General features: G+C 65.4%; 23 protein-coding genes. 7 read left to right on the plus strand and 16 right to left on the minus strand.

Annotated elements, in window-relative coordinates:
* Positions 1-31: 31 nt before the first annotated feature.
* The 12 genes from acs to dksA all read right to left on the minus strand — a co-directional run bounded on the left by acs (position 32) and on the right by dksA (position 15,016).
* Positions 32-1,966 carry an acetate--CoA ligase gene (gene acs, locus KSS93_RS07010; protein ID WP_217887687.1) on the minus strand — a complete coding sequence of 645 codons (1,935 nt, stop codon included), beginning with the start codon at positions 1,964-1,966 and terminating at the stop codon, positions 32-34.
* Between the two features lie 240 nt (positions 1,967-2,206).
* Positions 2,207-3,871 carry a glucose-6-phosphate isomerase gene (gene pgi, locus KSS93_RS07015; RefSeq protein WP_217841734.1) on the minus strand — a complete coding sequence of 555 codons (1,665 nt, stop codon included), beginning with the start codon at positions 3,869-3,871 and terminating at the stop codon, positions 2,207-2,209.
* 278 nt (positions 3,872-4,149) lie between these two features.
* A complete protein-coding gene (gene panC, locus KSS93_RS07020) occupies positions 4,150-5,013 on the minus strand; it encodes a pantoate--beta-alanine ligase (protein ID WP_217887688.1) in 864 nt (287 codons plus the stop codon).
* Complete coding sequence (gene panB / locus KSS93_RS07025) at positions 5,010-5,810, minus strand: 3-methyl-2-oxobutanoate hydroxymethyltransferase (protein ID WP_217887689.1); 801 nt, start codon at positions 5,808-5,810, stop codon at positions 5,010-5,012. The genes panC and panB overlap by 4 nt, the downstream gene beginning before the upstream one ends.
* A gap of 245 nt (positions 5,811-6,055) precedes the next feature.
* On the minus strand, positions 6,056-6,538 hold the full coding sequence (folK, locus tag KSS93_RS07030; RefSeq protein WP_217888691.1) for a 2-amino-4-hydroxy-6-hydroxymethyldihydropteridine diphosphokinase: 483 nt from the start codon (positions 6,536-6,538) through the stop codon (positions 6,056-6,058).
* Positions 6,535-7,929, minus strand: a complete 1,395-nt coding sequence (locus tag KSS93_RS07035) for a polynucleotide adenylyltransferase PcnB (protein WP_217887690.1) — start codon at positions 7,927-7,929, stop codon at positions 6,535-6,537. The genes folK and KSS93_RS07035 overlap by 4 nt, the downstream gene beginning before the upstream one ends.
* Positions 7,923-8,435: a hypothetical protein gene (locus KSS93_RS07040; RefSeq protein ID WP_217887691.1), complete on the minus strand. Its 513-nt coding sequence runs from the start codon at positions 8,433-8,435 to the stop codon at positions 7,923-7,925. The genes KSS93_RS07035 and KSS93_RS07040 overlap by 7 nt, the downstream gene beginning before the upstream one ends.
* A gap of 344 nt (positions 8,436-8,779) precedes the next feature.
* Positions 8,780-10,231, minus strand: a complete 1,452-nt coding sequence (locus KSS93_RS07045) for a sigma-54-dependent transcriptional regulator (RefSeq protein ID WP_217887692.1) — start codon at positions 10,229-10,231, stop codon at positions 8,780-8,782.
* 4 nt (positions 10,232-10,235) lie between these two features.
* A complete protein-coding gene (locus KSS93_RS07050; RefSeq protein WP_217887693.1) occupies positions 10,236-13,211 on the minus strand; it encodes a sensor histidine kinase in 2,976 nt (991 codons plus the stop codon).
* Positions 13,195-13,371 carry a hypothetical protein gene (locus KSS93_RS07055; RefSeq protein ID WP_003250005.1) on the minus strand — a complete coding sequence of 59 codons (177 nt, stop codon included), beginning with the start codon at positions 13,369-13,371 and terminating at the stop codon, positions 13,195-13,197. The genes KSS93_RS07050 and KSS93_RS07055 overlap by 17 nt, the downstream gene beginning before the upstream one ends.
* A 223-nt stretch (positions 13,372-13,594) precedes the next feature.
* The gene (gene gluQRS, locus KSS93_RS07060) at positions 13,595-14,482 is read right to left on the minus strand and encodes a tRNA glutamyl-Q(34) synthetase GluQRS (protein ID WP_217887694.1); all 888 of its coding nucleotides are present in this window, start codon (positions 14,480-14,482) and stop codon (positions 13,595-13,597) included.
* A gap of 90 nt (positions 14,483-14,572) precedes the next feature.
* Entirely contained in the window at positions 14,573-15,016 is a 444-nt protein-coding gene (dksA, locus tag KSS93_RS07065; RefSeq protein WP_217841741.1) for an RNA polymerase-binding protein DksA, read from the minus strand.
* A gap of 213 nt (positions 15,017-15,229) precedes the next feature.
* Between dksA and KSS93_RS07070 the strand changes: the two genes are divergently transcribed.
* Both KSS93_RS07070 and sfsA read left to right on the plus strand, forming a co-directional pair.
* Positions 15,230-16,402: a pyridoxal phosphate-dependent aminotransferase gene (locus tag KSS93_RS07070; protein WP_217887695.1), complete on the plus strand. Its 1,173-nt coding sequence runs from the start codon at positions 15,230-15,232 to the stop codon at positions 16,400-16,402.
* Positions 16,402-17,115 (plus strand): DNA/RNA nuclease SfsA, encoded by a 714-nt coding sequence (gene sfsA, locus KSS93_RS07075; protein WP_217887696.1) that lies wholly within the window; start codon positions 16,402-16,404, stop codon positions 17,113-17,115. The genes KSS93_RS07070 and sfsA overlap by 1 nt, the downstream gene beginning before the upstream one ends.
* On the opposite strand, the gene KSS93_RS07080 is transcribed toward sfsA, so the two are convergent.
* Entirely contained in the window at positions 17,078-17,422 is a 345-nt protein-coding gene (locus KSS93_RS07080; RefSeq protein ID WP_217887697.1) for a Rieske (2Fe-2S) protein, read from the minus strand. The two genes, sfsA and KSS93_RS07080, sit on opposite strands and share 38 nt — an antisense overlap.
* Before the next feature lie 146 nt (positions 17,423-17,568).
* On the opposite strand from KSS93_RS07080, the gene KSS93_RS07085 reads away from it, so the two are divergent.
* Genes KSS93_RS07085 through KSS93_RS07100 form a run of 4 tightly spaced genes read left to right on the plus strand, consistent with a single transcriptional unit; the run spans position 17,569 to position 21,144 of the window.
* Positions 17,569-18,453 carry a heme/hemin ABC transporter substrate-binding protein gene (locus KSS93_RS07085; RefSeq protein ID WP_217887698.1) on the plus strand — a complete coding sequence of 295 codons (885 nt, stop codon included), beginning with the start codon at positions 17,569-17,571 and terminating at the stop codon, positions 18,451-18,453.
* Positions 18,454-18,503: 50 nt separating this feature from the next.
* Positions 18,504-19,487 carry a FecCD family ABC transporter permease gene (locus KSS93_RS07090; RefSeq protein WP_217888692.1) on the plus strand — a complete coding sequence of 328 codons (984 nt, stop codon included), beginning with the start codon at positions 18,504-18,506 and terminating at the stop codon, positions 19,485-19,487.
* The gene (locus tag KSS93_RS07095; RefSeq protein ID WP_217887699.1) at positions 19,487-20,254 is read left to right on the plus strand and encodes a heme ABC transporter ATP-binding protein; all 768 of its coding nucleotides are present in this window, start codon (positions 19,487-19,489) and stop codon (positions 20,252-20,254) included. The genes KSS93_RS07090 and KSS93_RS07095 overlap by 1 nt, the downstream gene beginning before the upstream one ends.
* Positions 20,255-20,265: 11 nt before the next feature.
* On the plus strand, positions 20,266-21,144 hold the full coding sequence (locus KSS93_RS07100) for a ChaN family lipoprotein (protein WP_217887700.1): 879 nt from the start codon (positions 20,266-20,268) through the stop codon (positions 21,142-21,144).
* A gap of 260 nt (positions 21,145-21,404) precedes the next feature.
* On the opposite strand, the gene KSS93_RS07105 is transcribed toward KSS93_RS07100, so the two are convergent.
* From KSS93_RS07105 to KSS93_RS07115, 3 genes are all read right to left on the minus strand, one after another.
* The gene (locus tag KSS93_RS07105; protein ID WP_217887701.1) at positions 21,405-21,683 is read right to left on the minus strand and encodes a TfoX/Sxy family protein; all 279 of its coding nucleotides are present in this window, start codon (positions 21,681-21,683) and stop codon (positions 21,405-21,407) included.
* Between the two features lie 347 nt (positions 21,684-22,030).
* Positions 22,031-22,378, minus strand: a complete 348-nt coding sequence (locus KSS93_RS07110) for a pentapeptide repeat-containing protein (protein WP_217887702.1) — start codon at positions 22,376-22,378, stop codon at positions 22,031-22,033.
* A 99-nt stretch (positions 22,379-22,477) separates the two neighbouring features.
* Positions 22,478-24,040: a bifunctional aminoglycoside phosphotransferase/ATP-binding protein gene (locus tag KSS93_RS07115; RefSeq protein WP_217887703.1), complete on the minus strand. Its 1,563-nt coding sequence runs from the start codon at positions 24,038-24,040 to the stop codon at positions 22,478-22,480.
* Between the two features lie 118 nt (positions 24,041-24,158).
* Here KSS93_RS07115 and mrcB point away from each other — a divergent pair, with 118 nt between their 5' ends.
* Positions 24,159-26,480 (plus strand): penicillin-binding protein 1B, encoded by a 2,322-nt coding sequence (gene mrcB / locus KSS93_RS07120; protein ID WP_217887704.1) that lies wholly within the window; start codon positions 24,159-24,161, stop codon positions 26,478-26,480.
* Positions 26,481-26,490: the final 10 nt, after the last annotated feature.

Below are 26,490 nucleotides of genomic sequence, written 5' to 3' on the forward strand. Positions count from 1 at the left end.
CTTGCTGTCGGGCGGCCACCCGGGCCGCGGGTTACTGGTTGAGGCGCGTGTCGATCAGCCCCTGCACAACGCTGGGGTCGGCCAGGGTGGAGGTATCCCCCAGGTTGTCCAGCTCGTTGCAGGCGATCTTGCGCAGTATACGCCGCATGATCTTGCCCGAGCGGGTCTTGGGCAAGGCCGGCGCCCACTGGATCAGTTCCGGCTTGGCGAAGCTGCCGATCTCCTTGCTGACCAAGGCCAGCAGCTCGGCCTTGAGCGCGTCGTCGGCCGTCACGCCGTTCATGGGGGTGACGAAGGCATACACGCCCTGGCCCTTGAGGTCGTGGGGGTAGCCGACCACGGCGGCCTCGGCGACGCTGTCGTGCAGCACCAGGGCGCTTTCCACCTCGGCGGTGCCGATGCGGTGGCCGGACACATTGATCACATCATCGATACGCCCGGTGATCCAGTAGTCGCCGTCGGCATCGCGGCGCGCGCCGTCACCGGTGAAGTAGTAGCCGGGCAGGGGCTTGAAGTAGGTGTCGACCATGCGCTGGTGGTCGCCGTACACGCTACGGATCTGCCCCGGCCAGCTGGCCTTGATCGCCAGCAGCCCGGCACCGGGGCCTTCGATGAGCTTGCCCTGTTCATCCAGCAGCACCGGCTGCACGCCGAACATGGGCTGGGTGGCGCAGCCGGGTTTGAGCCGTGGCGTGCCGGGCAGCGGGGTAAGCATGATGCCGCCGGTTTCGGTTTGCCACCAGGTGTCGACGATGGGGCAGCGCTTTTGCCCGACCTGTTCGAAGTACCACTCCCAGGCTTCGGGGTTGATCGGCTCGCCAACGCTGCCGAGCAGTCGCAGGCTTTTGCGCGAGGTGCCCTGCAGCGGCCCGGCGCCTTCGCGCATCAGCGCGCGCAGGGCGGTGGGGGCGGTGTAGAAGATGTTCACCTGGTGTTTGTCGACCACCTGCCAGAAGCGCGAGGTGTCCGGGTAGTTGGGTACCCCTTCGAACATCAGCGACACCGCGCCGTTGGCCAGCGGGCCGTAGACGATGTAGCTGTGGCCGGTGACCCAGCCCACATCGGCGGTGCACCAGAACACCTCGCCGTCGCGGTAGTCGAACACCGTCTTGAAGGTGAGGGTGGCCTGCAGCAGGTAGCCGCCGGTGGTGTGCAGCACGCCCTTGGGTTTGCCGGTGCTGCCGGAGGTGTACAGGATGAACAGCGGATCTTCGGCGCCCATCGGCTCGGGCGGGCAGTCGTCGCCGGCGTTTTCGCATGCCTGGTGGTACCAGAGGTCGCGCCCCTCGCTCCAGGCGACATCGCCACCGGTGCGCCGCACAACCAATACGCTGCTGACTGCCGGGCAACTGGCCAGGGCCTTGTCGACGTTTTGCTTGAGCGGTATGCGCTTGCCGCCGCGTACGCCTTCGTCGGCGGTGATCACGGTGCGGCAGTCGGCGTCGAGGATGCGGTCACGCAGGGCGTCGGGGGAAAAACCACCGAACACCACCGAATGGATGGCGCCGATGCGCGTGCAGGCGAGCATGGCGTAGGCGGCCTCGGGGATCATCGGCATGTAGATGCACACCCGGTCACCCTTCTTCACCCCGCGCGCTTTCAGGGCGTTGGCCAGGCGGCAGACCTGCTTGTGCAGTTCGCGGTAGGTGATGGCCTTGCTGTCGGTAGGCTCGTCGCCTTCCCATAACAGCGCAGTCTGTTCGCCGCGCCGGGCCAGGTGGCGGTCGATGCAGTTGTAGCTGACGTTCAGTTGGCCGCCGTCGAACCAGCGGGCTTTGCCTGTCTTCAGGTCGCACTGCTGCACGCTTGACCAGGGTTTGACCCAGTCCAGGCGCTTGGCCTGTTCGGCCCAGAAGGTGTCGGGGTCTTCCACCGACTGGCGGTAGAGGCGCTGGTAGTCAGCGTCGGTAAGCGTGGCGGCCTGGCTGGTGGCCAGGGCGTGGGGATAGTTGCGGATATCGAACATGGCGGGTGGTCCTGCTCTTGTTAGGGGCGAGGGACTGCGGCGGTTATTCGATGGACAGTGTAGCCAGAGGTGATGTTCCTTGAGGAACATGCGGTCCTCGTAGGAGCGGCCTTGTGCCGCGATGGGCCGCAGAGCGGCCCCGGGGTTTCAGCGTTGACGCATCAATGCTCCGGGGCCGCTTCGCAGCCCTTTCGCGGCACAAGGCCGCTCCTACAAAGAGCGGTTGTGCATCGGGGGGAGTCAGCCGCGGTGACGCCCGCGGAAGTAGTTGATCAGGCCCTGGGTGGAGCCATCTTCTGCATTTTCTTCCAGGCTGCCGACCAGGCGCTGGTACACGCCCTTGCCCAGCTCCTTGCCCAGCTCCACGCCCCACTGGTCGAAGGCGTTGATGCCCCAGATCACGCTTTGCACGAACACCTTGTGCTCGTACATCGCCACCAGTGCGCCGAGGCGGCGCGGGCTGATGCGCTCGACCACCAGGGTGTTGCTCGGGCGGTTGCCCGGGATCACCTTGTGCGGCGCCAGCTTGGCGATGTCGGCTTCGTTCAGGCCCTTGGCGCGCAGCTCGCTTTCGGCTTCTTCACGGGTTTTGCCGAGCATCAGCGCCTGGCTTTGCGACAGGCAGTTGGCGTACAGCCACTGGTGGTGGTCGGCCACCGGGTTGAAGCTCACCACCGGCACGATGAAGTCGGCCGGGATCAGTTGGGTGCCTTGGTGCAGCAACTGGTGGTAGGCATGCTGGCCGTTGCAGCCGACGCCACCCCAGATCACCGGGCCGGTGTCGGTTTTCACCGGCGTGCCATCGGTCAGCACGCTCTTGCCGTTGGACTCCATGTCCAGCTGCTGCAGGTGCTTGGTGATGTTGCGCAGGTAGTGGTCGTACGGCAGGATCGCGTGGCTGTTGGCGTTCCAGAAGTTGCCGTACCACACCCCCAGCAGGGCCAGCAGCACCGGCATGTTCTTGTCGAACGGCGCGGTCTGGAAGTGCTGGTCCATGGTGTAGGCGCCAGACAGCAGCTCCTTGAAGTTGGCGGTGCCGATGGCCAGGGCGATCGGCAGGCCGATGGCCGACCACAGCGAGTAGCGCCCGCCCACCCAGTCCCACATCGGGAAGATGTTCTCTTCGCGGATACCAAACGCCACGGCCGCCGCCTTGTTGCTCGACACGGCGATGAAGTGGCGGTACAGCTCGGCTTCCGAGCCGCCTTGGGCGAGGTACCAGGTACGCGCTGCCATGGCGTTTTTCAGGGTCTCGAGGGTGTTGAACGACTTCGACGAGACGATGAACAGCGTGGTTTCGGCGCGCAGGTTGGCCGACAGCTCATGGAACTCGCTGCCGTCGATATTGGCCAGGTAGTGGCAGCGCACGCCGCGTTGGGCGTAGGGCAGCAGGGCCTCGGAGACCAGCTCCGGGCCAAGGAACGAGCCGCCGATGCCGATGTTGACCACGTCGGTGATCGGCTTTTCGCTGTACCCGCGCCACAGGCCGTCGTGGATGCGCCCGACCAGCTCGGTGATCTGGTTCAGCACCTTGTGCACGTCGGGCATCACGTTGACGCCGTTGACGCTCAGCTTGTCGCCGACCGGGCGGCGCAGGGCGGTGTGCAGCACCGGGCGGCCTTCGGAGGCGTTGATGATCTCGCCGCTGAACATCGCCTTGATGGCGTCGGCCAGCTCGACTTCGTTGGCCAGGTTGACCAGCAGGTCGCGGGTTTGCTCGGTGATGAGGTTCTTCGAGTAGTCGAGGAACAGCCCGCAACTGCTCAGGGAAAACTGGTCGAAGCGCTTGCCGTCGGCGGCGAAGGCTTCGCGCATGCTGAAGCCCTGCATGGCGTCGCGGTGTTGCGCAAGCGCCTGCCAGGCCGGCAGCGCAGTGACATCGTGGGGGGTGCGGTAATACGCCATTGCGGATGGTTTCCTTGGGGCATGGTCAGGCTTTGACACTGGCAGTCTTTGCCAGTTGCAAGCTGCTCATTATAGGCAATGGCTGCAAGGCGGGAATGGGGGAGGGTGGGGCGGGGGATGAAATATTCTCGAGGGCGCGCTGCTTGTCTTGTGGGAAGCGGCCTTGTGTCGCGATGGGCTGCAAAGCAGCCCTGACAATCTTGCATGATGCAGAGATCTTGGGGCCGCTACGCAGCCCATCGCGGCACAAGGCCGCTCCCACAGGAGGCCGCGCCAGATCAGGCGGTCGGTGCTTCCAGGTGCAGATACAGGTTGTCGATCAACCGGGTGTTACCCATGTACGCGGCAGCAATCACCACCAGGTCGCGGTCATCGACCTGCGCCGGGCGCAGGGTCAGGGCGTGGCGTACTTCCAGGTAATCCTTGCGAAAGCCCGCTGCGTCCAGCTGCGCCTGGCCATCGGCGACCAGCGCCGCGAAGTCGCGCTGGCCACGGCGGATCGCTTCGGCCATGGTGCTGAGCACGCGATACAGCGCCGGGGCGGCAGCGCGATGCTCGGCGCTCAGGTAGCCATTGCGCGACGACAGCGCCAGGCCGTCTTCGGCGCGCACGGTTGGCTCGCCGATGATCTGGATCGGCATGTTCAGGTCGCGCACCATGGCGCGGATCACCGCCAGTTGCTGGAAGTCCTTCTCGCCGAACACGGCAAGGTCCGGCTGGACCATGTTGAACAGCTTGCTGACTACCGTGGCCACACCCTCGAAGTGCCCCGGGCGGCTGGCGCCGCACAGGCCTTCGGACAGTTGCGGCACGCTGACCCGGGTTTGCACGGCCATGCCGTCGGGGTACATCTCTTCGACGGTGGGGGCGAACAATAGCTGGCAGCCGGCTTCGAGGAGTTTTTCCTGGTCGGCGGCGAGGGTGCGCGGGTACTTGTCGAGGTCTTCGCCGGCACCGAACTGCAGCGGGTTGACGAAAATGCTGGCGACCACGAAGTCGGCGCGTTGTGCGGCCTTGGTTACCAGCGCGGCATGGCCGCTGTGCAGGTTGCCCATGGTCGGCACGAAGCCGATGCGCTTGCCTTCGCCACGGGCGCGGGCCACGGCGGCGCGCAGTTCACGGACGGTCTTGACGGTATTCATGCGCTGAACCCATGTTCGCTGGCAGGGAAGCTGACGCTTTTGACCGCCTGCACGTAGGCGGCCAGGGCGCTGTGGATGTCCGGCTGGCCGGCCATGAAGTTCTTCACGAACTTCGGCACGCGGCCGGTGAGCGACAGGCCGAGCATGTCGTGCAGCACCAGTACCTGGCCATCGGTGGCGCTGCCGGCGCCGATGCCGATCACCGGGATGCTCACCGCCTGGGTGATCTCCGCGGCCAGTTCGCTGGGCACGCATTCGAGCAGCAGCATGGCGGCGCCGGCCTGTTCCAGGGCGATGGCGTCGGCGCGCATCTGCCGCGCCTGGGCCTCGGCGCGGCCCTGCACTTTATAGCCGCCGAGCACGTTGACGGTTTGCGGGGTCAGGCCCATGTGCGCGCACACCGGCACGCCGCGGTCGGCCAGCAGACGGATGGTCTCGGCCAGCCAGGCGGCGCCTTCGATCTTGACCATGTGCGCGCCGGCGCGCATCAGCTGGGCGGCGTTGGCGAAGGCCAGCTCGGTGGTGGCGTGGGCCATGAACGGCAGGTCGGCAAGAATCAGCGCGCCTTGGTTGCCGCGCTTCACGCAGGCGGTGTGGTAGGCCATGTCGTCATTGCTGACCGGCAGGGTGCTGTCATGGCCTTGCAGGACCATGCCCAGCGAGTCGCCCACCAGCAGCACTTCGACGCGGGCCTCGCTGGCAGCCTTGGCGAAGGTGGCGTCGTAGCAGGTCAGCATGGTGATCTTTTCACCCTTGGCCTTGAGGCCGTTCAGGGTGGTCAGGGTTACTTCAGGCATGTAGGGCATCCTCGTTCAGGCGCTGTGAAACAACTGCGTACAACGCGTGTCTTCATCAATCGGAGCGGCACATCATCATCGTGATGTTCGGGCACAAGTCCGTCCGGGCCTAAATGGGTGATTGCGGCCGTATGGCGCCGCGGGACGCCTATAGTCGTGAGCGGGGTGGGGGAAGTCAATCACCCTGTTACCGCATTGTTACGGCACAGGTGTTACTGGCGTTACCGCCGCCCGAAACGCCCGAATTACAGGCGTTCCAGGCCGACGAACGGGCAGTCCTGCAGCAGCTGCGCGAGCGCGCGGCCGTCGGCAAGCTTGAAGTCGGCGGGTACCAGCTCGGCGAGCGGGTAGAGCACAAAGGGGCGTGCGTGCATGTGGTAGTGCGGCACTTTCAGGCGCGGGACGTCGATGACCTGGTCACCGAACAGCAGCACGTCGAGGTCGAGGGTGCGCGGGCCCCAGCGCTCTTTGCGCACCCGGCCCTGGCCGTTCTCGATGGCTTGCAGGGCGTCGAGCAGTTGCAGCGGCTCAAGCTGGGTGTCGATGGCGGCCACGGCATTGGTGTAGCGCGGCTGGCCGGGTAGCAGCGAGTCGCTGGTGTACAGCGCAGAGGCGGCAGCCAGCTGCGTGCCGCTTAGCAGGCCCAGCGCCTGCAGGGCACTGCGCAGCTGTTCGGCGGGCTCGTCGAGGTTGCTGCCAAGGCCGATGTAGGCGCGGGTGCTGCTCAGTCCCACGCCTGGTCGTCCTCACGCTTGCGCTTGCTGCCACTGCGCTTGCGTTTGCGTGGGCCGGCACCGCTGGCGCCGCTGTCGTCACGGCTGCCCAGCTCGCGGATCATCTCGCGGCGTTCGCTGTCGTTGGCGTCCTGGTAGTCGGTCCACCACTGGCCCAGGCCGTCGGTTTCCTCGCCTGCGCTTTCGCGCAGCAGCAGGAAGTCGTAGCCGGCGCGAAAGCGCGGGTTGTCCAGCATCATGTCGGCGCGCTTGCCGCTACGGCGTGGCAGGCGCTCTTGCATGTCCCAGATCTCGCGGATCGGCAGGGTGAAGCGCTTGGGGATGGCGATGCGCTGGCACTGCTCGGCGATCAGGTCGTGGGCGGCGCCGTTCATGGCGGGAATCGGCGGTACGCCCTGGTTTTGCAGGTGCAGCACACGGCCCGGCAGCGCTGGCCACAGCAGTGCGGCGAACAGGAACGCCGGGGTGACCGGCTTGCCCTGCTTGACGCGCAGGTCGGTGTTGCTCAGGGCCTGGCTGATCAGCGTGTGGGTGTAGGTCGGGCGCTCTTCGAGGGCGTGGCTGCTGGCCGGGAACAGCGGCTCGAACAGGTTCAGGTCGACCAGCATTTCAAAGGTGATGGCGCCCTGGCCGTTGAGGAACAGCTTCAGGCTTTCTTCGAACAGGCGCGCCGGCGGGATGTCGCGCAGCATGCGCGCCAGCTCGCGGATCGGTGCCACGGTGTGCTTCTCGATGCCGAAGTCCAGTTTGGCGGCAAAGCGCACGGCCCGCAGCATGCGTACCGGGTCTTCCTGGTAGCGGTGCGTGGGGTCGCCGATCAGGCGCAGCAGGCGGTTGCGCACATCGTGCATGCCGTTGGCGTAGTCGAGCACGCGCTCGCTGACCGGGTCGTAGTACAGGGCGTTGATGGTGAAGTCGCGGCGCTGCGCGTCTTCTTCCAGGGTGCCGTATACGTTGTCGCGCAGGATGCGGCCACTGGCATTGTGCGAGGAACGGTGGCTGTCGGCCTGGTCCTCGTCCGAGTGCGGGGCGCGGAAGGTGGCGACTTCGATGATGTCGCGGCCGAAATGCACGTGGACCAGCTTGAAGCGCCGGCCAATGATACGGGCATTGCGGAACTCGGCACGCACCTGTTCAGGGGTGGCGCTGGTGGCGACGTCGAAGTCCTTGGGCGTGATGCCCAGCAGCAGGTCGCGCACGCAGCCGCCTACCAGGTAGGCCTCGTAACCGGCCGACTGCAGGCGCTCGACGATGTTCACGGCATGCCGGCTGAACTGGCTGCGCTGCAGCGAGTGCTGGCTCTTGTTGATCACTTCAGGCGTGGTGCGCCTGTGGTGTTGGCCTCGAACGGGCGGGCGGAAAGACTGGAACAGCTTCTTCAGCATGGGATGCACTGTTTGAAGGAATGTTCGGCCAAGGGTATGAGAATGGCCGCATGATGGGCGGGGATTCTAGCATTTACTGGAGGGATGGTGTAGGCGGTATGCCAAGGCCAGTAGCAGAGGGCCAGAAACGACAATGGGGAGCCGAAGCTCCCCACCAAGTCGTTGTGTGCTCTTATTGTTTTTTTGCTGGGCTTCTTGTTTTTGTTGAGTGCCCTGTTCACAAAACCCGAAGCTTGTGAACGACCCCTAAACCAGGGGTGAAGAGCAAACGGATTGCTTTGGTCGCCGAGATGATGCTGACCTTGCGGTCCAATCAGTTCAGGTGCTGCTTTTAAGTGCAGTTTTTGTTGTTCTCTGCCTGATCGTGGGGCAAGCCCCAAACACAACTCCTCTCCAAAAGAATCAGTTAGCTGCGCCTCCGCCGTCTTGTTTTTATTGTGCGTGAGCCGTTTCGTCTTGTTCTTATTTTGAGTTGCAGTGCTTGTTATTGTTCTTGTACCAAACATATAGCAGGTGCCGTGCCAACTTTTGAAAACCCAATGAAACCGGGGGTTTTGGCCATTCCGGCGGCTTTCTGTGCCGGGCAAATGTGGAAATTTCGTTACCGTACGCCTCGTGTGCTGTTACGTCGCAGGGCAGAGGTAACAGATTTTTGCAGGATCTGATCTGTGTTACCTCGGGGGTGCGGCAGGCTTTGCCGGCCCTTTCGCGGGCAAGCCCGCTCCCACAGGTACTGCGCCACTTTTGTGGCCAGTGACGATCCTGTGGGAGCGGGCTTGCCCGCGAAGAGGCCCGAAAGGCCAACGCAGGAGTAGCAGGGCAGGAGGAATCTCCCACCCAGGTGGGGCGGTTACTCGCTGGTGGCGTTGCTCTTGCGCCGCGGGATGCCCAGGCGCTGGCGGCGTTCCCACAGGCACTTGCGGCTGACGCCCAGCTTGCGGGCCAGTTCGGTCTCGGTCATGTGGTCCTGGTGCTCGAGCACGAAGTGCTGGAAGTAGTCTTCCAGTGACAGGTCTTCGGTAGGCTCGTGGCTGGCGTTGTTCGCGCCGCCGCTGGCCAGGGCCGGCAGGCTGTCGAGGCCGTCGTCGTCATCCAGGTCGGCCAGCTCGATGTCGATGCCCAGCAGGTCGGCGGAAATTTCCGCGCTCTCGCTGAGAATCACCGCACGCTCCACGGCGTTTTCCAGTTCGCGCACGTTGCCCGGCCAACTGTAGTGGCGGATGGCTTGTTCGGCTTCGCTGGAGAAATGCAGGTCGTCACGCCCCACCCGCGCGCTCTGGCGGGCGAGGAAGGTATGGGCGATTTCGTTGACGTCGCTGCCACGCTCGCGCAGGGCCGGCAGCTTCAGGGCGATCACGTGCAGGCGGTAGTAAAGGTCTTCACGGAACTGCCCGGCCTTGGCCAGGTTTTTCAGGTCGCGGTGGGTCGCGGCGATCAGGCGCACATCGACCTTTTGCGACTGCACCGAACCCACCCGGCGAATCTCGCCCTCTTGCAGCACGCGCAGCAGGCGAGCCTGGGCTTCCAGTGGCAATTCGCCGATTTCGTCGAGGAACAGCGTGCCGCCGTCGGCGGCTTCCACCAGGCCGGCGCGGCCGGCGCTGGCGCCGGTGAACGCGCCCTTTTCGTGGCCGAACAGCTCGGACTCGATCAGGGTTTCGGGGATGGCTGCGCAGTTCACCGAGATCATCGGTGCCTTTGCCCGGCGCGAAAGGTTGTGCAGGGCGCGGGCCACCAGCTCTTTACCGGTACCCGACTCACCCTGGATCAGCACGTTGGAGTCGGTGGGCGCGACCTTGCGGATCTTCACGTACAGCTCTTGCATGGGCACGCAGGAGCCGATGATGCCGATTTCGCCGTTGGCCGATGCAGCAGGCTTGTCGCTGGCCGCCTTGCCGTTGCCCGGGCGGGCTTCGGCGGCAGGGGCTGCAGCGGCTGCGGCTGGCGCGTTCTGCCGGTCACGCAGGATGCGCGCAACGGCCTGGAGCATCTCGTCGTGGTCGAAGGGTTTGGCGATGTAGTCCACCGCGCCCATTTTCATCGAGTCCACCGCCGAGCGCAGGCTGGCGTAGCTGGTCATGATCAGCACCGGGGTGCCCTGGCCGAGCTTGATCAGCTCGGTGCCCGGGGCGCCGGGCAGGCGCAGGTCGCTGACGATCAGGTCGAAGGTGGCAATGCTGAAGCGTTCCTGGGCTTCCTGCACCGAGCCGGCTTCGCTGACCTGGTACTGGTTCCGTTCGAGCAGGCGGCGCAGGGCCGAACGGATGATGGTTTCGTCTTCGACGATCAGAATGTGCGGCATTGATTCAATTCTCTCGACGGTCTCGAATTTCAGGGGACGTCGCTACGACATGCCGGGGCAGGGTCACGCGGATCCGGGTACCACGTTGCCGTTCGATGTCGGCGGGGCTGTCGATGGTGATTTGCCCATAATGCTCTTCCACGATGGAATAGACCAGCGCGAGGCCCAGTCCGGTTCCTTCGCCCGGGTCCTTGGTGGTGAAGAAGGGTTCGAACAGGCGGTCCATGATGTTTTTCGGGATGCCGCTGCCTTCGTCCTCGACGATCAGGTCGACGGTATGCTCGCTGACATCGCTGCGCACGCGCACGGCGCTGCCGGGCGGCGAGGCGTCGCGGGCATTGGAAAGCAGGTTGATGAGCACCTGGGCCAAGCGTTGCGGGTCGCCCTCGACCCAGTGGTCCGGGTCGCAGAGGTTGAAAAACTGTACTTCGAAATTGCGCCGGTTCAACGCCAGCAGACCAATGGCATCCTGCGCTACCTCCGCCAGGCACACCGGCTCCTCGCTGTTCTGCTGGCTGCCGCCGGCGTGGGCGAAGCTCATCAGCGACTGGACGATGCGCGACACGCGTTTGGTCTGCTCGAGGATCTGGCTGGACAGCTCGATGATCTCGCCATCGCCTTCGCGTTCTTCACGCAGGTTTTGCGCAAGGCAGGCGATGCCGGTGATCGGGTTGCCGATCTCGTGGGCCACGCCTGCGGCCAGGCGGCCGATGCTGGCCAGGCGCTCGGAGTGCACCAGCTTGTCTTCCAGGGCCTGGGTTTCGGTGAGGTCCTCGACCAGCAGCACCAGGCCGCTGTTACCCGGGGCCAGGGGCTCGTCGATGGCCGCCTTGTGCAGGTTGAGCCAGCGCGGCTGGCCGTCGAGGGCCAGCCGCTGCTTGTGCAGGTGTTCGTCGGGTACGTCGATGAACCCCTGCAGCAGGCCGCGCCAGGGCTCGCCGATGGTCACCAGGCGCGAGCCGACCACATGCTTGGCGGCGATGCCGGTGAGCTCCTCCATGGCCTTGTTCCACATCAGGATCTCCTGGTCCTTGGCCAGCGAGCAGACGCCCATGGGCAGCTCTTGCAGGGTCTGGCGGTGGTAGCGGCGCAGGGCGTCGAGCTCGGCGGCAAGGCCGGTCAGGCGCGAGTGGTAGTCCTCGAGGCGGCTTTCGATGAAGTGGATATCTTCGGTGACGTAGTTTTCGTTGCCGGACTTGTAGGGCAGGAAGGTTTCGACCATGTCCTGGGCGACGCTTGGGCCCATCAGGCCGGACAGGTTGGCCTCGATGCGGTCGCGCAGGCGGCGCAGGGCATAGGGGCGGCGCTCGTCGAACGGCAGGTAGAGGTCACGCAGGGCCTGCTCCACCTCTTTTTGTGCAGCCTTGGCGCCCAGCGGCTTGGCCAGCTGGGTGGCGAACTCCTGGGGCGAGGCGGCGTGCAGCTCGCGGCGTTGCGGGCGGCGCACGTTGTCCACCGCGCAGGCCTCGGCGGCGCTGGCCTCCTCGCTGCTGGCGTTGGTGAACAGCGAAATCAGCGTGAACAGCAGCACGTTGGCCGCCAGCGAGCCGATGGCTGCCATGTGCCAGCTGGTGTCGTCCAGTACGTAGATCATGTTCAGCAGCGGGATGTAAAAGCCCTGCAGGTTGCCCAGCAGCGGCAGCAGCATGGTCACCATCCACACCAGCATGCCGGCCAGAAGGCCTGCGATGAAGCCGCGGCGGTTGGCGGTCGGCCAGTACAGTACCGAGAGCACCCCGGGCAGGAACTGCAGGGTGGCGACGAAGGCGACGATGCCCAGATTGGCCAGGCTCTGGTGGTTGTTCTGGGTGAGGTAGAAGACGAAGCCTGCGGTGATGATGGCGACGATCAGCGCCCGGCGGGTCCACTTCAGCCAGCGGTAGATGTTGCCCTCTGCGGGCGGCTGGTACAGCGGCAGCACCAGGTGGTTCAGGGCCATGCCCGACAGCGCCAGGGTGGTGACGATGATCAGCCCGCTGGCGGCCGACAGACCGCCGACGTAGGCCAGCAGCGCCAGGGCCTGGTTGTTGGCGGCGATGCCCAGCCCCAGAGTGAAGTATTCCGGGTTGGTGCTGGCGCCCAGGCGCAGGCCGGCCCACAGCACCAGCGGCACCGCCAGGCTCATCAGCAGCAGGAACAGCGGCAGGCCCCAGCTGGCGCTGACCAGCGAGCGCGGGCTGAGGTTTTCGGTGAAGGCCATGTGGTACATGTGCGGCATGACGATTGCCGAGGCGAAGAACACCAGCAGCAAGGTGCGCCACGGGCCCTCCTGCAGCGGGGTGTGCAGGGCGGCCAGGGCGGTCTGGTTCTGCAGCAGCCACACCTCCAGCTCGTGGGGGCCGCCGAACACGCCGTACAGCGCATACAGGCCGATGCCGCCCAGGGCTAGCAGCTTGATCACCGACTCGAAGGCGATGGCGAACACCAGGCCTTCGTGTTTCTCGCGGGTGGCGATATGGCGCGAACCGAAGAAAATGGTGAACAGGATGATCAGCGCGCAGAAGGCGAACGCCACCCGCGCCTTCACCGGTTCGCCGGTGAGGATGCTGATGGAGTCGGCCACTGCCTGAATTTGCAGGGCCAGCAACGGCAGCACGCCGATCAGCATGAAGATGGTGGTCAGCGCGCCGGCCCAGGTGCTGCGAAAGCGGAACGCCAGCAGGTCGGCCAGCGACGACAGCTGGTAGGTGCGGGTGATCTTGAGGATCGGGTACAGCAGCACCGGTGCCAGCAGGAACGCCCCTGACACGCCCAGGTAACAGGCGAGGAAGCCGTAGCCGTACTGGTAGGCCAGGCCGACCGAGCCGTAGAAGGCCCAGGCACTGGCGTAGACGCCCAGCGACAGGGTGTAGGTCAGCGGGTGGCGGATGACCGCGCGCGGGATCAGCCCGCGTTCGCTGACCCAGGCCACGCCGAACAGCACCAGCAGGTAGGCGGCGCTGATCAGGATCATCTGGGTCAGGCTAAAGCTCATCGGCATCTCGTTGGCTCTGCAGGATGAAGGTGACGACGATCAGGATCAGCCAGAGCAGGTAGGGGCGGTACCAGGCACCGGTCGGTTCGATCCACCAGTCCATGATGGCCGGGGAGAACAGGTAGATCCCCACGACCAGAAGCAGGACCAAACGATAGATGTACATGCTGGCCTCGATGAGTGGGCGCTGCGGGCTTGGACTTATTATTGGCGCAAATGGCTGGGGCGAGGGTAGCCGGAATTGGGGGGCTTAGCCAAGGGGTTGAATTTGTTGGGCTTTTGGGCGTGGTTTTGCCTGTGCCGGCGCCATCGCGGGGCAAGCCCGCTCCCACGGCGCCGATCCGGTCCGCGTGGGAGCGGGCTTGCCCCGCGATGGCGTCGGTACTGATTCAGAGCAATTGTGCCTCTGGCACGCTCATTTGCCGCGCAATACGCTCTGGCCGCCACTGCTGCCTGGCCACCGCCAGCACCTCGGCCGGGCTGGCGCCTTGCAGTTCGGCAGGCGCCTCCTGCCCCAGCGCCCGTAACGCCCGCAGCAACAGCGGCGTCGCCTGGTCGGCCTCGAGCGGTGGCGAACGGTATGACTTGCCCAGCTTGTGCCCGTCCGGCTGCACGATCAGCGGGATGTGCAAATAGCGCGGCTGCGAGAACCCCAGCAACTCTTGCAGGTACAGCTGGCGCGGGGTGTTGTCCAGCAAGTCGGCGCCGCGCACGATGTCAGTCACCCCTTGCCAGGCGTCGTCCAGCACCACCGCCAGCTGGTAGGCGTACAACCCGTCGCGGCGCTGGATGACGAAGTCGCCCACCTCGCGGCCCAGGTGCTGCTCGAAGCGGCCTTGTACGCGGTCGTCGAAGCGGTACAAGAGTTCCGGCACCCGCAGGCGGATCGCCGCGCCTTCGCGGGCGTGGCCTGCGTTGCGGCATAGCCCGGGGTAGATGCCGTCGTAGCCTTCCAGTTGCTTGCGCGAACAGGTGCAGGCATAGGCCAGGCCCATGTTGAACAGGCGGTCGACTACAGCAGCGTAAGCGTCGTGGCGCTGGCTCTGGAATACCACCTCGCCATCCCATTCCAGGCCGTAGCGCTCCAGCGTCTGCAGGATGGCGTCGCGGGCGCCGGGCATCTCACGGGGTGGGTCGGTGTCTTCCATGCGCAGCAGCCAGCGGCCATCGACGGCGCGGGCATCCAGCCAGGAGGCGAGGGCGGCGACCAGCGAGCCGAAGTGCAGGTAACCGCTGGGGGTGGGGGCGAAGCGCCCGATGTAGCGAGGGTCGGTCATGGCTTGCACCGCTGTATAAATGAAGACGGGGCGTACCGCTTGCAGGCTTGCACCTGCAATCAATACGCCCCGTCTTTACGGGATCAGAGGTCAGCCTTTGCCGACGGTCTTTTCCTTTTTCTCCGCGATTTCCTTGCAGTCGAAGCACAGGTCGGCGGTAGGGCGGGCCTCGAGGCGGCGCAGGCCGATCTCGATACCGCAGGAGTCGCACCAGCCGTACTCGTCGGCCTTGATCTTGTCGAGGGTCTTGTCGATCTTCTTGATCAGCTTGCGCTCGCGATCGCGGTTGCGCAGCTCAAGGGCGAATTCTTCTTCCTGGCTGGCACGGTCGGCCGGGTCGGGGAAGTTGGCTGCCTCATCCTTCATGTGGTCCACGGTACGGTCCACACTGACCATCAGCTCGCCTTTCCAGGCATTGAGCAGCTTGGTGAAGTGCTTTTTCATGGGCTCGCCCATGTATTCTTCGCCCTTGGTTTCGACGTAGGGTTCGACACCGTACATGGTCTGGGCTTTTTGCTTTTCTACGGTGGACATGAATAGACCGCCTCTCACTCATCTGATCCAATGCGCAGGCTTGTTTCCATCTCCGGCGCCCGCCGGCCCTGCGACTGCGAGCCGCCGAACTTACCAGATAGATCCGGGGTGCGCTACCCCGCTCTGTGCCTGCTATTGACAGCGACAGTGGCGGCGCGTTCGCTGGCGTGCGCGGGTAGAATCACCAGTCTAGACCCAATTGAGAGAAGGCCCATGGCTCAGCCACACAGTGCGCGCAGTCGCGCCATCGAACCCTTCCACGTCATGGCCCTGCTGGCCCGTGCCAACGAACTGCAGGCTGCCGGCCACGACGTGATCCACCTCGAGATCGGCGAGCCGGACTTCACCACCGCAGCGCCCATCGTCGCCGCCGGCCAGGCCGCGCTGGCCAACGGGCACACCCGCTATACCGCTGCCCGCGGGCTGCCGCAACTGCGCGAGGCGATTGCCGGCTTCTATGGCCAGCGCTACGGCGTAGACCTTGACCCTGAGCGGGTGCTGGTCACCCCGGGTGGCTCCGGCGCCTTGCTGCTGGCCAGCAGCCTGCTGGTAGACCCCGGCAAGCATTGGCTGCTGGCAGACCCGGGCTACCCGTGCAACCGCCACTTCCTGCGGTTGGTGGAGGGCGGCGCGCAGCTGGTGCCGGTGGGCCCGGAGGTCAACTACCAGCTCACCGCCGACCTGGTGGAGCGTTATTGGGACAAGGACACCGTCGGCGCCCTGGTGGCGTCGCCGGCCAACCCCACCGGCACGGTGCTCGACCGCGACGAGCTGGCCAGCCTGTCCAAGGCCACCCGCGAGCACCATGGCCACCTGGTGGTGGACGAGATCTACCACGGCCTGACCTACGGCATGGACGCCCCCAGCGTGCTGGAAGTGGACGACCAGGCTTTTGTGCTCAACAGTTTTTCAAAGTATTTCGGCATGACCGGCTGGCGCCTGGGCTGGCTGATCGCGCCACCCTCGGCGGTGGCTGACCTGGAAAAACTGGCGCAGAACCTTTACATCAGCGCCCCGAGCATGGCCCAGCATGCCGCGCTTTCGTGCTTCGAGCCCGAGACCCTGGCCATTCTGGAAGAGCGCCGCGGCGAGTTCGCGCGCCGGCGCGACTATTTGCTGCCGGCCCTGCGCGAATTGGGCTTCGGCATCGCCGTGGAGCCCCAGGGGGCCTTCTATCTATATGCCGATATCAGCGCGTTCGGCGGTGATGCCTTCGCGTTCTGCCGGCACTTCCTCGAAACCGAGCACCTGGCCTTCACCCCGGGCCTGGACTTTGGCCGCCACCAGGCCGGCCACCATGTGCGCTTTGCCTACACCCAGAGCCTACCGCGCCTAGAGGAGGCGGTGCAGCGCATTGCCCGTGGCCTGCGGAGCTGGCAAGGCTGATGGAGTTCTTACCTGCACTGGAACAGGCACGCCTGCTGCGCCGCTACAAGCGCTTTCTGGCCGACATCGAACTGCCCAACGGCGAGCAATTGACCATTCACTGCCCCAACACCGGCTCCATGCTCAACTGCATGCGCGAGGGCGGGCAGGTGTGGTTCAGCCGCTCCAACGACCCCAAGCGCAAGCTGTCGGGAACCTGGGAAATCATCGAAACGCCCCAGGGGCGGCTGGCCTGCGTCAACACCGGGCGGGCCAATACGCTGGTGGAAGAGGCCTTGCGCGCCGGAGTCATCAGCGAGCTTGCCGGTTTCACCGCACTGCGCCGTGAAGTGGCCTACGGCGAGGAGCGCAGCCGCATCGACTTCTACTTGGAGTTCGCCACAGGCCCCGCTTATGTCGAGGTCAAGAGCGTTACCCTTGGTTACCCCGACACCAACGTGGCGGCCTTCCCCGACGCGGTGACCCAGCGCGGCGCCAAGCACCTGCGCGAGCTGGCGGCGCTGGCGCGCCAGGGTATTCGCGCGGTACAGCTGTACTGCGTGAACCTGACCGGTATCGAGGCGGTGCGCCCGGCCGAGGAGATCGACGCAGCCTACGCCCAGGCCCTGCGCGCAGCGGTGGCCGATGGGGTCGAGGTGTTGGCCTATGGCGCGCGGCTGGATGCCGAGCGCATTGTCATCGATCGCCCGCTGCCGGTGCTGCTGGGTCGTTGAGCCAGATGCCCTGGCTGTCTTCCAGGCAGTCCAGGGCTTCGAGCCAATCGCCGGCACAGGGGCCGGTGATGCATTCGCCGCTGTCGATGATGAACTGCGCGCCGTGGTGCGCGCACTGGATCAGCGTGCCGCTGTCGTCGAGAAAACTGTCGGCGTTCCAGTTCAGGCCGATGCCGCGGTGCGGGCAGCGGTTGCGGTACAGATAGACGGTGCCGTGGCGGCGCACGCCGAACAGTTGCAGGTCGGCAACCTTGAATGCGCGGCTGCGGCCTTCGGCAAGGGCGGCGCTGGGGCAGAGGTAGTGCATTTAAGCCATCTTAATGGTGGGTGACTTGACGCCTCAATGCGAACAATTATCAAATTGCCCGCATTCGCCGCGCCAGGCTGGCTATGGTGCGCAGTTCTGCCGAGCGCCACAAGGCGTGCGGCCCCGCTCTTCTGCAAAGGAATCCCGTGATGCGCCGCCCTTCTGCCCTGATTGCCCTGTGCGCAGGCCTGCTGTTGTCATCCCACACCCTGGCTGCAGAATTGCCGCAGCGCTGGGTCAGCGCCGGTGGCGCCCTCAGCGAATGGATCAGCGCGCTGGGGGGCGAGCAGCGACTGGTGGGGGTCGATACCACCAGCCAGCACCCCGAAACACTCAAGGCGCTGCCGAGCATCGGTTACCAGCGCCAGTTGTCGGCCGAGGGCATTCTCAGCCTGCGCCCGGATGTGCTGGTGGGCACCGACGAAATGGGCCCGCCGCCGGTGCTGGCGCAGATCCGCAAGGCCGGGGTGCGGGTTGAGCTGTTCTCGAGCAAGGCCGAACTGGCTGCGGTGGACGCGAACCTCAAGCAGTTGGGTGCGTTGCTGGGCAGTGAACAGAAAGCCGCTGAACTGGCCGCCGACTACCGCCACCAGTTGGAGGCGCTGCAAGGCCAGATCAAGCAGGCCCAGGCCGGGCAGAAGGCGCCGGGGGTATTGCTGCTGGTCGGGCATGCCGGGGCCAAGCCGTTGATCGCCGGGCAGGGCACTTCGGGCGATTGGGTGCTGCGCCAGGCCGGCGGGCGCAACCTGGCTGAGCACCAGGGCTACAAGAATTTCTCGGTGGAAGCGCTGGCCGCGCTGGACCCGGACGTGGTGGTGTTCTCCGACCGGGCGCTGAGCGGCGAGCAGGCCCTGCAGGCGCTGATCAAGGAAAACCCGGCACTGGCCGGCTCGCGCGCTGTGCGCGAAAAGCGCCTGGTGTCGCTCGACCCGACCCTGCTGGTCGGTGGCCTGGGCCCGCGCCTGCCGGCCACCCTGCATGAGCTGGCGGCCAGCTTCTACCCGGCGGCCAAGGCCAGCCTCAACCCATGAGGCCACGGGTCCGGCCGCGCACGCTGTTTATCGGGCTGGGGCTGCTGTGCCTGCTGGCGGTGTGGCTGTCGCTGGCGCTGGGGCCGGTCAGCCTGCCGCTGATGGACACGCTGCGCGCGGGCTTGCGCCTGCTGGGGGTGCCGCTTGCGGGTGATGGCATTGAGCAGGCCGAGATGATCCTTGGGCAGATTCGTCTGCCGCGCACCCTGCTGGGGTTGGCGGTGGGCGCGGTGCTGGCGCTGTCGGGTGTGGCCATGCAGGGGTTGTTCCGCAACCCGCTGGCCGACCCCGGCCTGGTCGGCGTGGCCAGCGGCGCCGCGCTGGGCGCGGCGGTGGCGATTGTCGGCGGTAGCTGGCTGGGTGGCATGCCTGAATGGTTCGCGCCCTACCTGCTGTCGCTGTGCGCCTTCATCGGCGGGCTGGGGGTGACGGCGATGGTGTACCGGCTGGGGCGGCGAGACGGGCAGACCAACGTCGCCACCATGCTGCTGGCCGGTATTGCCATGACCGCACTTGGCGGCTCGGCGGTGGGCTTGTTCACTTATCTTGCCGATGACGCGACCTTGCGTACCCTGACTTTCTGGAACCTGGGCAGCCTCAATGGTGCCAGTTACGAGCGGCTGTGGCCGTTGCTGCTGGTGGCGGCGGCTGTGGCCCTGTGGTTGCCGCGCAGGGCGCAGGCACTCAATGCACTGCTGCTGGGCGAGTCGGAGGCGCGCCACCTGGGCGTTGATGTGGAGGCGCTCAAGCGCGAACTGGTGTTCTGCACGGCGCTGGGAGTGGGGGCTGCGGTGGCGGCGGCCGGGCTGATCGGTTTCATTGGTTTGGTGGTGCCGCACCTGGTGCGTTTGCTGGCCGGGCCGGACCACCGGGTATTGCTGCCGGGCTCGTTGCTGGCGGGGGGCGCGTTGCTGCTGTTCGCCGACCTGATCGCGCGCCTGGCGCTGGCGCCGGCCGAGCTGCCGATCGGTATTGTCACGGCGTTCATCGGTGCGCCGTTCTTTCTGTTTTTGCTGGTGCGGGGGCGCAACTGATGCTCGATGTCGAAGGGCTCTCGCTGACCCGGGGCAACACCGAGGTGCTGCACGATATCCACCTGCGCCTGCAGCCGGGGCAAGTGCTGGGTGTGCTCGGGCCCAATGGCGCCGGCAAGAGCAGCCTTTTGGCGGCGCTGTGTGGCGAGCTGGCGCCGAGTGCCGGGCGCGTGCATTTGGATGGCCGCGCCCTGGGCGACTGGCCCGGGCAGGAGCGGGCCCGGCGCCTGGCGGTACTGCCGCAGGTGTCGACCCTGGGCTTCTCGTTCAGCGTGGCCGAGGTGGTGGGCATGGGCCGGCTGCCCCATGCCAGTGGCCGTGAGCGTGACCGCGAAATCGTCACGGCGGCGCTGCAGGCGGCCGATGCCTTGCACCTGGTCGAGCGCAGCTACCTGGCGTTGTCCGGTGGCGAGCGACAGCGCGTGCACCTGGCGCGGGTACTGGCCCAGCTGTGGCCAGGCGAGCCTGGTACCACGCTGTTGCTCGACGAGCCCACCTCGGCGCTCGACCCGCTGCACCAGCACACCACGCTGCAGGCGGTGCGCAGCTTTGCCGACCGCGGCGCGGCGGTGCTGGTGATCCTGCATGACCTCAACCTGGCGGCGCGTTACTGTGACCATATCCTGCTGCTGGAGCAGGGTCGTTGCCATGCACTGGACACGCCGCAGCAGGTACTGACGCCGACGGCGCTCAAAGCAGTGTTCGGCATCGAGGTGCTGGTGCAGCCGCACCCGGAGCGTGGCCACCCACTGATCATCACCCGCTAGGAGCCTGCACCATGCGCTACCTGCTGTTGTGTCTGCCTATGTGCTTGGCGCTGGCAGCTTGCCAGGCCAGCCTTGCGCCATTGCCGGCCTGGCAGGCCAGTGAAGGGCGTACCCATGCGCAACTCGGGCAGATAGTCGACCTGACTACAGGGCAGGTGCTGGCGCCGGAGCAACTGGTGCAGCGCCTGGCCGATGCGCCGCGGGTGCTGGTGGGCGAGAAGCACGACAACCCCGATCACCATGCGCTGCAGCTTTGGCTGCTGCGCGCGCTGGAAAGCCGCCGGCCGCAAGGCAGCCTGTTGCTGGAGATGCTGCAGCCCGAACAGCAGGCTTTGGTGGATGGGCTCAAGGCGCCGTTACCGGCTGATTTACCCAAGGCGCTGGCCTGGCAGGACGGCTGGGACTGGTCGCTGTATGGGCCGATAGTGCGCCATGCGCTGGCGCAGCCTTACCCGTTGCTGGCTGCGAACCTGTCGCCCGGCGAAATTCGTGATGCTTACCGCCACCCTGTGAGCCCGCCGGGGGAGCGCTCCAATACCCCTGCCGTGCTGGATGCGCTGCGCGAGCAGGTGCGCGCCGGGCATTGCAACCTGCTGCCAGAGAGCCAGCTGCCGGCGATGCTGGCTGTGCAACAGCTGCGTGACCGGCGTATTGCCGAGCGTTTGCTGGCAGCGCCGCAGCCTGCGCTGTTGTTTGCCGGCAGTTATCACGCGCGCGAGGACCTGGGGGTGCCGCTGCACCTGGCAGACCTTGGGGCCAAGGGGCAGAGCCTGGTGGTGTTGCTGGCCGAGGTGGGGGAGGCGGTGGAGCCTGGGATGGCCGACTTCGTTTGGTACACCGCGGCGTTGCCTGAGCAGGATTATTGCGCGCAGTTGCGCAAGGGCCACTGACGCCATCGGCCGCTTCCCACAAGGACCGCATTAAATCAATGAGTTGTAGTTTGTTCTATGTGAGGCGGCTTGCCGGCGACAGGGTTAGTACAGGCAAAAAAAAAAGACCCGCCAAATTGGCGGGTCAATAACCGTGATTAGCCTGATGAGGAGATAATCTGAGAGTCCGAACCAGGGGCTTTCAGTTTATCCAACCAGTCTCGCGACCAGTTGTGATAATCATAACGATTCTCATTTATCAGTCAATGGCTTTTGCGAAATTATTTTTCGCCCCGTGCTGCAGGGCACTTTGCATCCAGTTGCTGGTTGAGCGCCTGCTTGCGTTCGGCCGGCAGGTCGTTCCAGTGCATGTCCAGCAGGGCGCCTTCAATGGCGTACAGCAACACCTTTGAAGCCCGGAAGCCTCGCGTTCTCACAGCTTGGTACGCCCCCACCGCGCCCAGGCGGCGAAGGTCCGATGCACTGTGGATACCCACGGCGTGCAGCCATTGCGCAGAGGTCTTGCCAAGGTTTTTCAGGTGCTGCAATTCATCGTTCATCGAGCCTCCTTGCGATGGCTGAACGGGTCATGGGGATAAATCGCGAGCAGGTCTGGAAGGAGTGTAGCGGGGGTTGAGGAATACGCGGCCTTTTGCCAGCGGGGCCGACCGGAGGGGTTGGTTTGCCTGGGTTGGGGGCAATGCGGGAAGGTATATGAACGGGTGTGGCAACTGTCTATTGCCTGTCCCGAAGCTCATGCAATCCCTGTAGGAGCGGCCTTGTGCCGCGATGGGCTGCGTAGCAGCCCCGGCGATTTCGCGTGATACCGAAATCGTGGGGCCGCTACGCGCCCCATCGCGGCACAAGGCCGCTCCTACAGGTCACATGCTCAAGCCTGTGATAACGGTCAGCGCACTGTGCGGTAGCGCATGCGGGTACCGTACTTCACCGACATCAGGATCTCGTCGGCGCTCAGCTCGGCAGGGAAGTAGGTGCCGGAGATCTGCGCATGGGCAAGGCTTGCGCCTTCCAGGCCGTTTTCGCGCAGGTCGAGCCCGCGCAGGTCGGCGGCGCGAAAGTACGCGTCGGCGAAGTCGATGCCCTTCACATCCAGCTCGCGCAGGTCCAGGCCACGGAAATCGCCGCCACGAAAATCGATTGAGGGATGCGCGGCCTTGACCCGGTTGAACTCGGCGATCTTCTCGTCGCGAACCAGAGTAAACAGCACGTTGTCCAGCTGACGGGGTTGGTTCATGGCGGCGCCTCCTTGTGGGTCGTGATGATACTGTAATGCCATCACGCAGGAGGCGCCTGACTTCAGGCGTGAACTGTCGACTGCTTCACGCCTGGCAGGTTACAGGCCGGGCAGGCGCTGGCGGATCTGCTCGATCACCTGGTCCATGCTGCTGGCGGCCTGGGTGTCGACGCGGGTGCTTTGCTTGAGCTCTTCGCTACTCAGCGCCTCGCGGCTGGCCTGTTGCGCCTTGACCACCTCGAGAGTGGCGTCCGACGGGTCGTCGTTCTCGGCCTGGCGCTGCTCCAGCCAGCTGGCGATCACCGCCTCCGGGGCGTGGCAGTCGAGGATCAGGAACGGCACGCCGGTTTCGCTGGCGACAGTTGCCGCAGCCTGGCGCTGTTCGGCCTTGAGGTAGGTGGCATCGAGCACCACCGGGAAGCCGGCGCGCAGAATGGTGGCGGCCAGCTCATGCAGGCGCTGGTAGGTGGCGGCGCTGGCATCAGCGTCGTAAATGCCGGCTTGCAACTGGCCGGCTTCGGCTTGCTGCTGCTCGCCGAACAGGCGCTTGCGCTCCACGTCCGAACGCGCACGCACGGCGCCCAGGGCTTCGACCAGGCGCATCGCCACGTGGCTCTTGCCCACTGCCGAAACACCGTGGGTGACGGCCAGCAGGCGCGACGGGATGGCGCTGTAGCTTTCGGCCAGGTTGGCGTAGTTGCGGTAGGTGCGCAGGGTGGTGGCGCGCTGCACGCCGTCGGCGTCGGCCGGCATGCTGAACAGGGCGACCTTGGCCCGCACCAGGGCGCGGTAGGCCTTGTAGAAGTTGAGCAACTCCAAACCTTGATAGTCGCCGGTGAGCTCCAGGTACTGGCTGATGAAACGCCGAGACAGGCATTTGAGGCCGCGGTCTTCGAGGTCCATGGCGAGGAAGCCGACGTCGGCGTAGACGTCGGTCAGGCGGAACGGCTCGTTGAACTCGATGCAGTCGAAGATCACCACCTTGCCGTCGATCAGGGTGGCGTTGCCCAAGTGAATGTCACCGTGGCATTCACGAATGAAGCCATTGGCCTTGCGTGCCTCAAGCAGGCCGTGCAGGCGCTTGAAGCTGTCCTGGGCCCAGGCCTGCAGATTGTCCAGTTGCTGCAGGTCGGCCTTGTCGGTGAGGAACGGGCGAATCTGCTCGAAGTTCTGCTCTACCGGTGCCATGACCGCGTCCGGGGTGCCCAGCGGGTGGTCGACCGGCACTTTGGGCGCTTGCAGGTGGAACTCGGCAATCTGCCGGGCCATCTGGTCGATGTGGCCGGCGTTCAGCTCGCCGTTGGCCTGCAGGGTATTGAGCATCTGGCCCTGGGGGAACTGGCGCATCTTCAGCACGTACTCGATCACCTCGCCCTCGCCGCCGAGTTGCGGGGCTTCGGCAGTGCCGGTGATCGGCAGCACGTCCAGGTACAGGCCTTCGGTCAGGCGCTGGTTCAGGCGCAGTTCTTCGCGGCAGAAGTGGCCGCGCTGGTCGAGGCTGGTGAAGTCGAGGAAGCCGAAGTTCATCGGCTTCTTGACCTTGTAGGCGTACTCGCCGGTCAGCAGCACCCAGGAGATATGCGTCTCGATGAGCTGGAAGCCTTCGACCGGGTGCGGATAAAGGGCGGGATTCTGCAGCGCGGTGATCAGGGCTTGGCTCACGGATCTTCCTTTGGGAGTCAGGGAATTCGAAGGCGCCATTATGGTCAATGGTGCCGCCCCTGCAAACCGCCAATGGGGCGTCTGCCTCCCTTTTATAAAGTGCGTATAATCCGCCGCCATGACACGTACCCGAAATTCCCGCACCCCCAAACAACGCCCGACCGGCCGCGCCCGCGCCTGGCTGGGCTGGGCAGTCAAGCTCAGCCTGGTTGGCCTGGTAGTGATCGCCGGCTTCGCGGTCTACCTCGATGCCACCGTGCAGGAGAAGTTCTCCGGCAAGCGCTGGACCATCCCGGCCAAGGTCTATGCCCGGCCGCTGGAACTGTTCGTCGGCCAGAAGCTGAGCAAGAACGACTTCCTCACCGAACTCGATGCCCTCGGCTACCGCCGGGAAAGCGCGGCCAACGGGCCGGGTGCGGCGTCGGTCAACGGCAACACCATCGACATCAATACCCGTGGCTTCCAGTTCTACGAGGGCATGGAGCCGGCGCAGTTCGTGCGCGTGCGCTTCTCGGGCGACTATGTGGCCGGGCTCAATGGCGCCAACGGCGGCAAGCTCGACGTGGTGCGCCTGGAGCCGCTGATGATCGGCGGCATCTACCCGAAAAACCTCGAAGACCGCATCCTGATCAAGATCGACCAGGTGCCGCCGTACCTGCTGGAAACCCTGATCGCCACCGAAGACCGCGACTTCTACAGCCACTTCGGCGTGTCGCCCAAGTCGATCGCCCGGGCGATCTGGGTCAACACCTCGTCGGGCGCCATGCGCCAGGGCGGCAGTACCCTGACCCAACAGCTGGTGAAGAACTTCTTCCTCACCAACGAGCGCAGCCTCAGCCGCAAGCTGACCGAGGCGATGATGGCGGTGCTGCTGGAGATTCACTACGACAAGCGTGAAATCCTCGAGGCCTACCTCAACGAGGTGTTCGTCGGCCAGGACGGCCAGCGCGCGGTGCACGGCTTCGGCCTCGCCAGCCAGTTCTTCTTCAGCCAGCCGCTGCAGGAGCTGAAACTGCACCAGATCGCTTTGCTGGTGGGCATGGTCAAGGGCCCGTCCTACTACAACCCGCGCCGCTACCCCGAGCGCGCGTTGCAGCGCCGCAACCTGGTGCTGGACCTGCTGGCCGAGCAGGGCGTGGCCAGCCAGGAAGTGGTCGATGCTGCGAAGAAGATGCCGCTGGGCGTGACCAAGCGCGGCAGCCTGGCGGACAGCTCGTTCCCGGCCTTCCTTGACCTGGTCAAGCGCCAGCTGCGCCAGGACTACCGCGACGAAGACTTGACCGAAGAAGGCCTGCGCATCTTCACAAGCTTCGACCCGATCCTGCAGATGAAGGCCGAAACCGCCATGAGCGAGACCTTCAAGCGCCTGGCCGGGCGCAAGGGGGCCGACGAGGTGGAGTCGGCGATGGTGGTCACCAACCCGGAAACCGGCGAGGTGCAGGCGCTGATCGGCAGCCGCCAGGCGGGCTTTGCCGGCTTCAACCGGGCGTTGGACGCCTCGCGGCCCATTGGCTCGCTGGTCAAGCCGTCGGTGTACCTCACCGCGCTGGAGCAACCGAGCAAGTACACCCTGACCACCTGGGTGCAGGATGAGCCGTTCTCGGTGAAGGGCGCCGATGGCCAGGTATGGCGGCCGCAGAACTACGACCGCCGCCCGCATGGCACCATTTACCTGTATCAGGGCCTGGCCAACTCGCTGAACCTGTCCACCGCCAAGCTGGGCCTTGAAGTGGGCGTGCCGAACGTGATCAAGACCATCGGCCGATTGGGCGTGCAGGTGGACTGGCCGGCGTTCCCGGCGATGCTGCTGGGCGCCGGTGGCATGTCGCCGATGCAGGTGGCGAACATGTACCAGACCATTGCCAACGGCGGCTTCAACACGCCGATGCGTGGCATCCGCAGCGTGCTCACCGCCGAAGGCGAGCCGCTCAAGCGCTACCCGTTCCAGATCCAGCAAACCTTCGACCCGGGCGCCATTTATCTGGTGCAGAACGCCATGCAGCGGGTGATGCGTGAAGGTACCGGCCGCTCGGTGTACAACGTGCTGCCCAGCTCGCTGACTTTGGCGGGCAAGACCGGTACCAGTAACGACTCGCGCGACAGCTGGTTCTCCGGCTTCAGCCAGGACCTGCTGGCGGTGGTGTGGCTGGGCCGCGACGACAACGGCAAGACACCGTTCACCGGTGCCACCGGTGCGTTGCAGGTGTGGACCAGCTTCATGAAGAAGGCCGACCCGCTGCCACTGGACATGCCGCAGCCGGACAACGTGGTGCAGGCCTGGATCGACCCGCATACTGGCCAGGGTTCCGACGCCAGCTGTCCGGGAGCGGTGCAGATGCCGTATATTCGCGGCAGCGAACCGCCCGTCGGCGCTGCCTGTGGTGGCGAGCAGAACCCGGCTGAATCGGTCATGGACTGGGTCAAGGGCTGGATGAATTGAGCACGAGCTT

The sequence above is a fragment of the Pseudomonas xanthosomatis genome (assembly GCF_019139835.1).
Lineage (GTDB): Bacteria > Pseudomonadota > Gammaproteobacteria > Pseudomonadales > Pseudomonadaceae > Aquipseudomonas > Aquipseudomonas fakonensis.

Bases quoted from the DNA above. Each gene is read 5' to 3' on its own strand.
- acs (WP_217887687.1), bottom strand. From the start codon at position 1,966: ATGTTCGATATCCGCAACTATCCCCACGCCCTGGCCACCAGCCAGGCC.
- pgi (WP_217841734.1), bottom strand. From the start codon at position 3,871: ATGGCGTATTACCGCACCCCCCACGATGTCACTGCGCTGCCGGCCTGG.
- panC (WP_217887688.1), bottom strand. From the start codon at position 5,013: ATGAATACCGTCAAGACCGTCCGTGAACTGCGCGCCGCCGTGGCCCGC.
- panB (WP_217887689.1), bottom strand. From the start codon at position 5,810: ATGCCTGAAGTAACCCTGACCACCCTGAACGGCCTCAAGGCCAAGGGT.
- KSS93_RS07035 (WP_217887690.1), bottom strand. From the start codon at position 7,929: ATGCTGAAGAAGCTGTTCCAGTCTTTCCGCCCGCCCGTTCGAGGCCAA.
- KSS93_RS07040 (WP_217887691.1), bottom strand. From the start codon at position 8,435: ATGTTTGGTACAAGAACAATAACAAGCACTGCAACTCAAAATAAGAAC.
- KSS93_RS07045 (WP_217887692.1), bottom strand. From the start codon at position 10,231: ATGCCGCACATTCTGATCGTCGAAGACGAAACCATCATCCGTTCGGCC.
- KSS93_RS07050 (WP_217887693.1), bottom strand. From the start codon at position 13,211: ATGCCGATGAGCTTTAGCCTGACCCAGATGATCCTGATCAGCGCCGCC.
- KSS93_RS07055 (WP_003250005.1), bottom strand. From the start codon at position 13,371: ATGTACATCTATCGTTTGGTCCTGCTTCTGGTCGTGGGGATCTACCTG.
- gluQRS (WP_217887694.1), bottom strand. From the start codon at position 14,482: ATGACCGACCCTCGCTACATCGGGCGCTTCGCCCCCACCCCCAGCGGT.
- dksA (WP_217841741.1), bottom strand. From the start codon at position 15,016: ATGTCCACCGTAGAAAAGCAAAAAGCCCAGACCATGTACGGTGTCGAA.
- KSS93_RS07070 (WP_217887695.1), top strand. From the start codon at position 15,230: ATGGCTCAGCCACACAGTGCGCGCAGTCGCGCCATCGAACCCTTCCAC.
- sfsA (WP_217887696.1), top strand. From the start codon at position 16,402: ATGGAGTTCTTACCTGCACTGGAACAGGCACGCCTGCTGCGCCGCTAC.
- KSS93_RS07080 (WP_217887697.1), bottom strand. From the start codon at position 17,422: ATGCACTACCTCTGCCCCAGCGCCGCCCTTGCCGAAGGCCGCAGCCGC.
- KSS93_RS07095 (WP_217887699.1), top strand. From the start codon at position 19,487: ATGCTCGATGTCGAAGGGCTCTCGCTGACCCGGGGCAACACCGAGGTG.
- KSS93_RS07100 (WP_217887700.1), top strand. From the start codon at position 20,266: ATGCGCTACCTGCTGTTGTGTCTGCCTATGTGCTTGGCGCTGGCAGCT.
- KSS93_RS07105 (WP_217887701.1), bottom strand. From the start codon at position 21,683: ATGAACGATGAATTGCAGCACCTGAAAAACCTTGGCAAGACCTCTGCG.
- KSS93_RS07110 (WP_217887702.1), bottom strand. From the start codon at position 22,378: ATGAACCAACCCCGTCAGCTGGACAACGTGCTGTTTACTCTGGTTCGC.
- mrcB (WP_217887704.1), top strand. From the start codon at position 24,159: ATGACACGTACCCGAAATTCCCGCACCCCCAAACAACGCCCGACCGGC.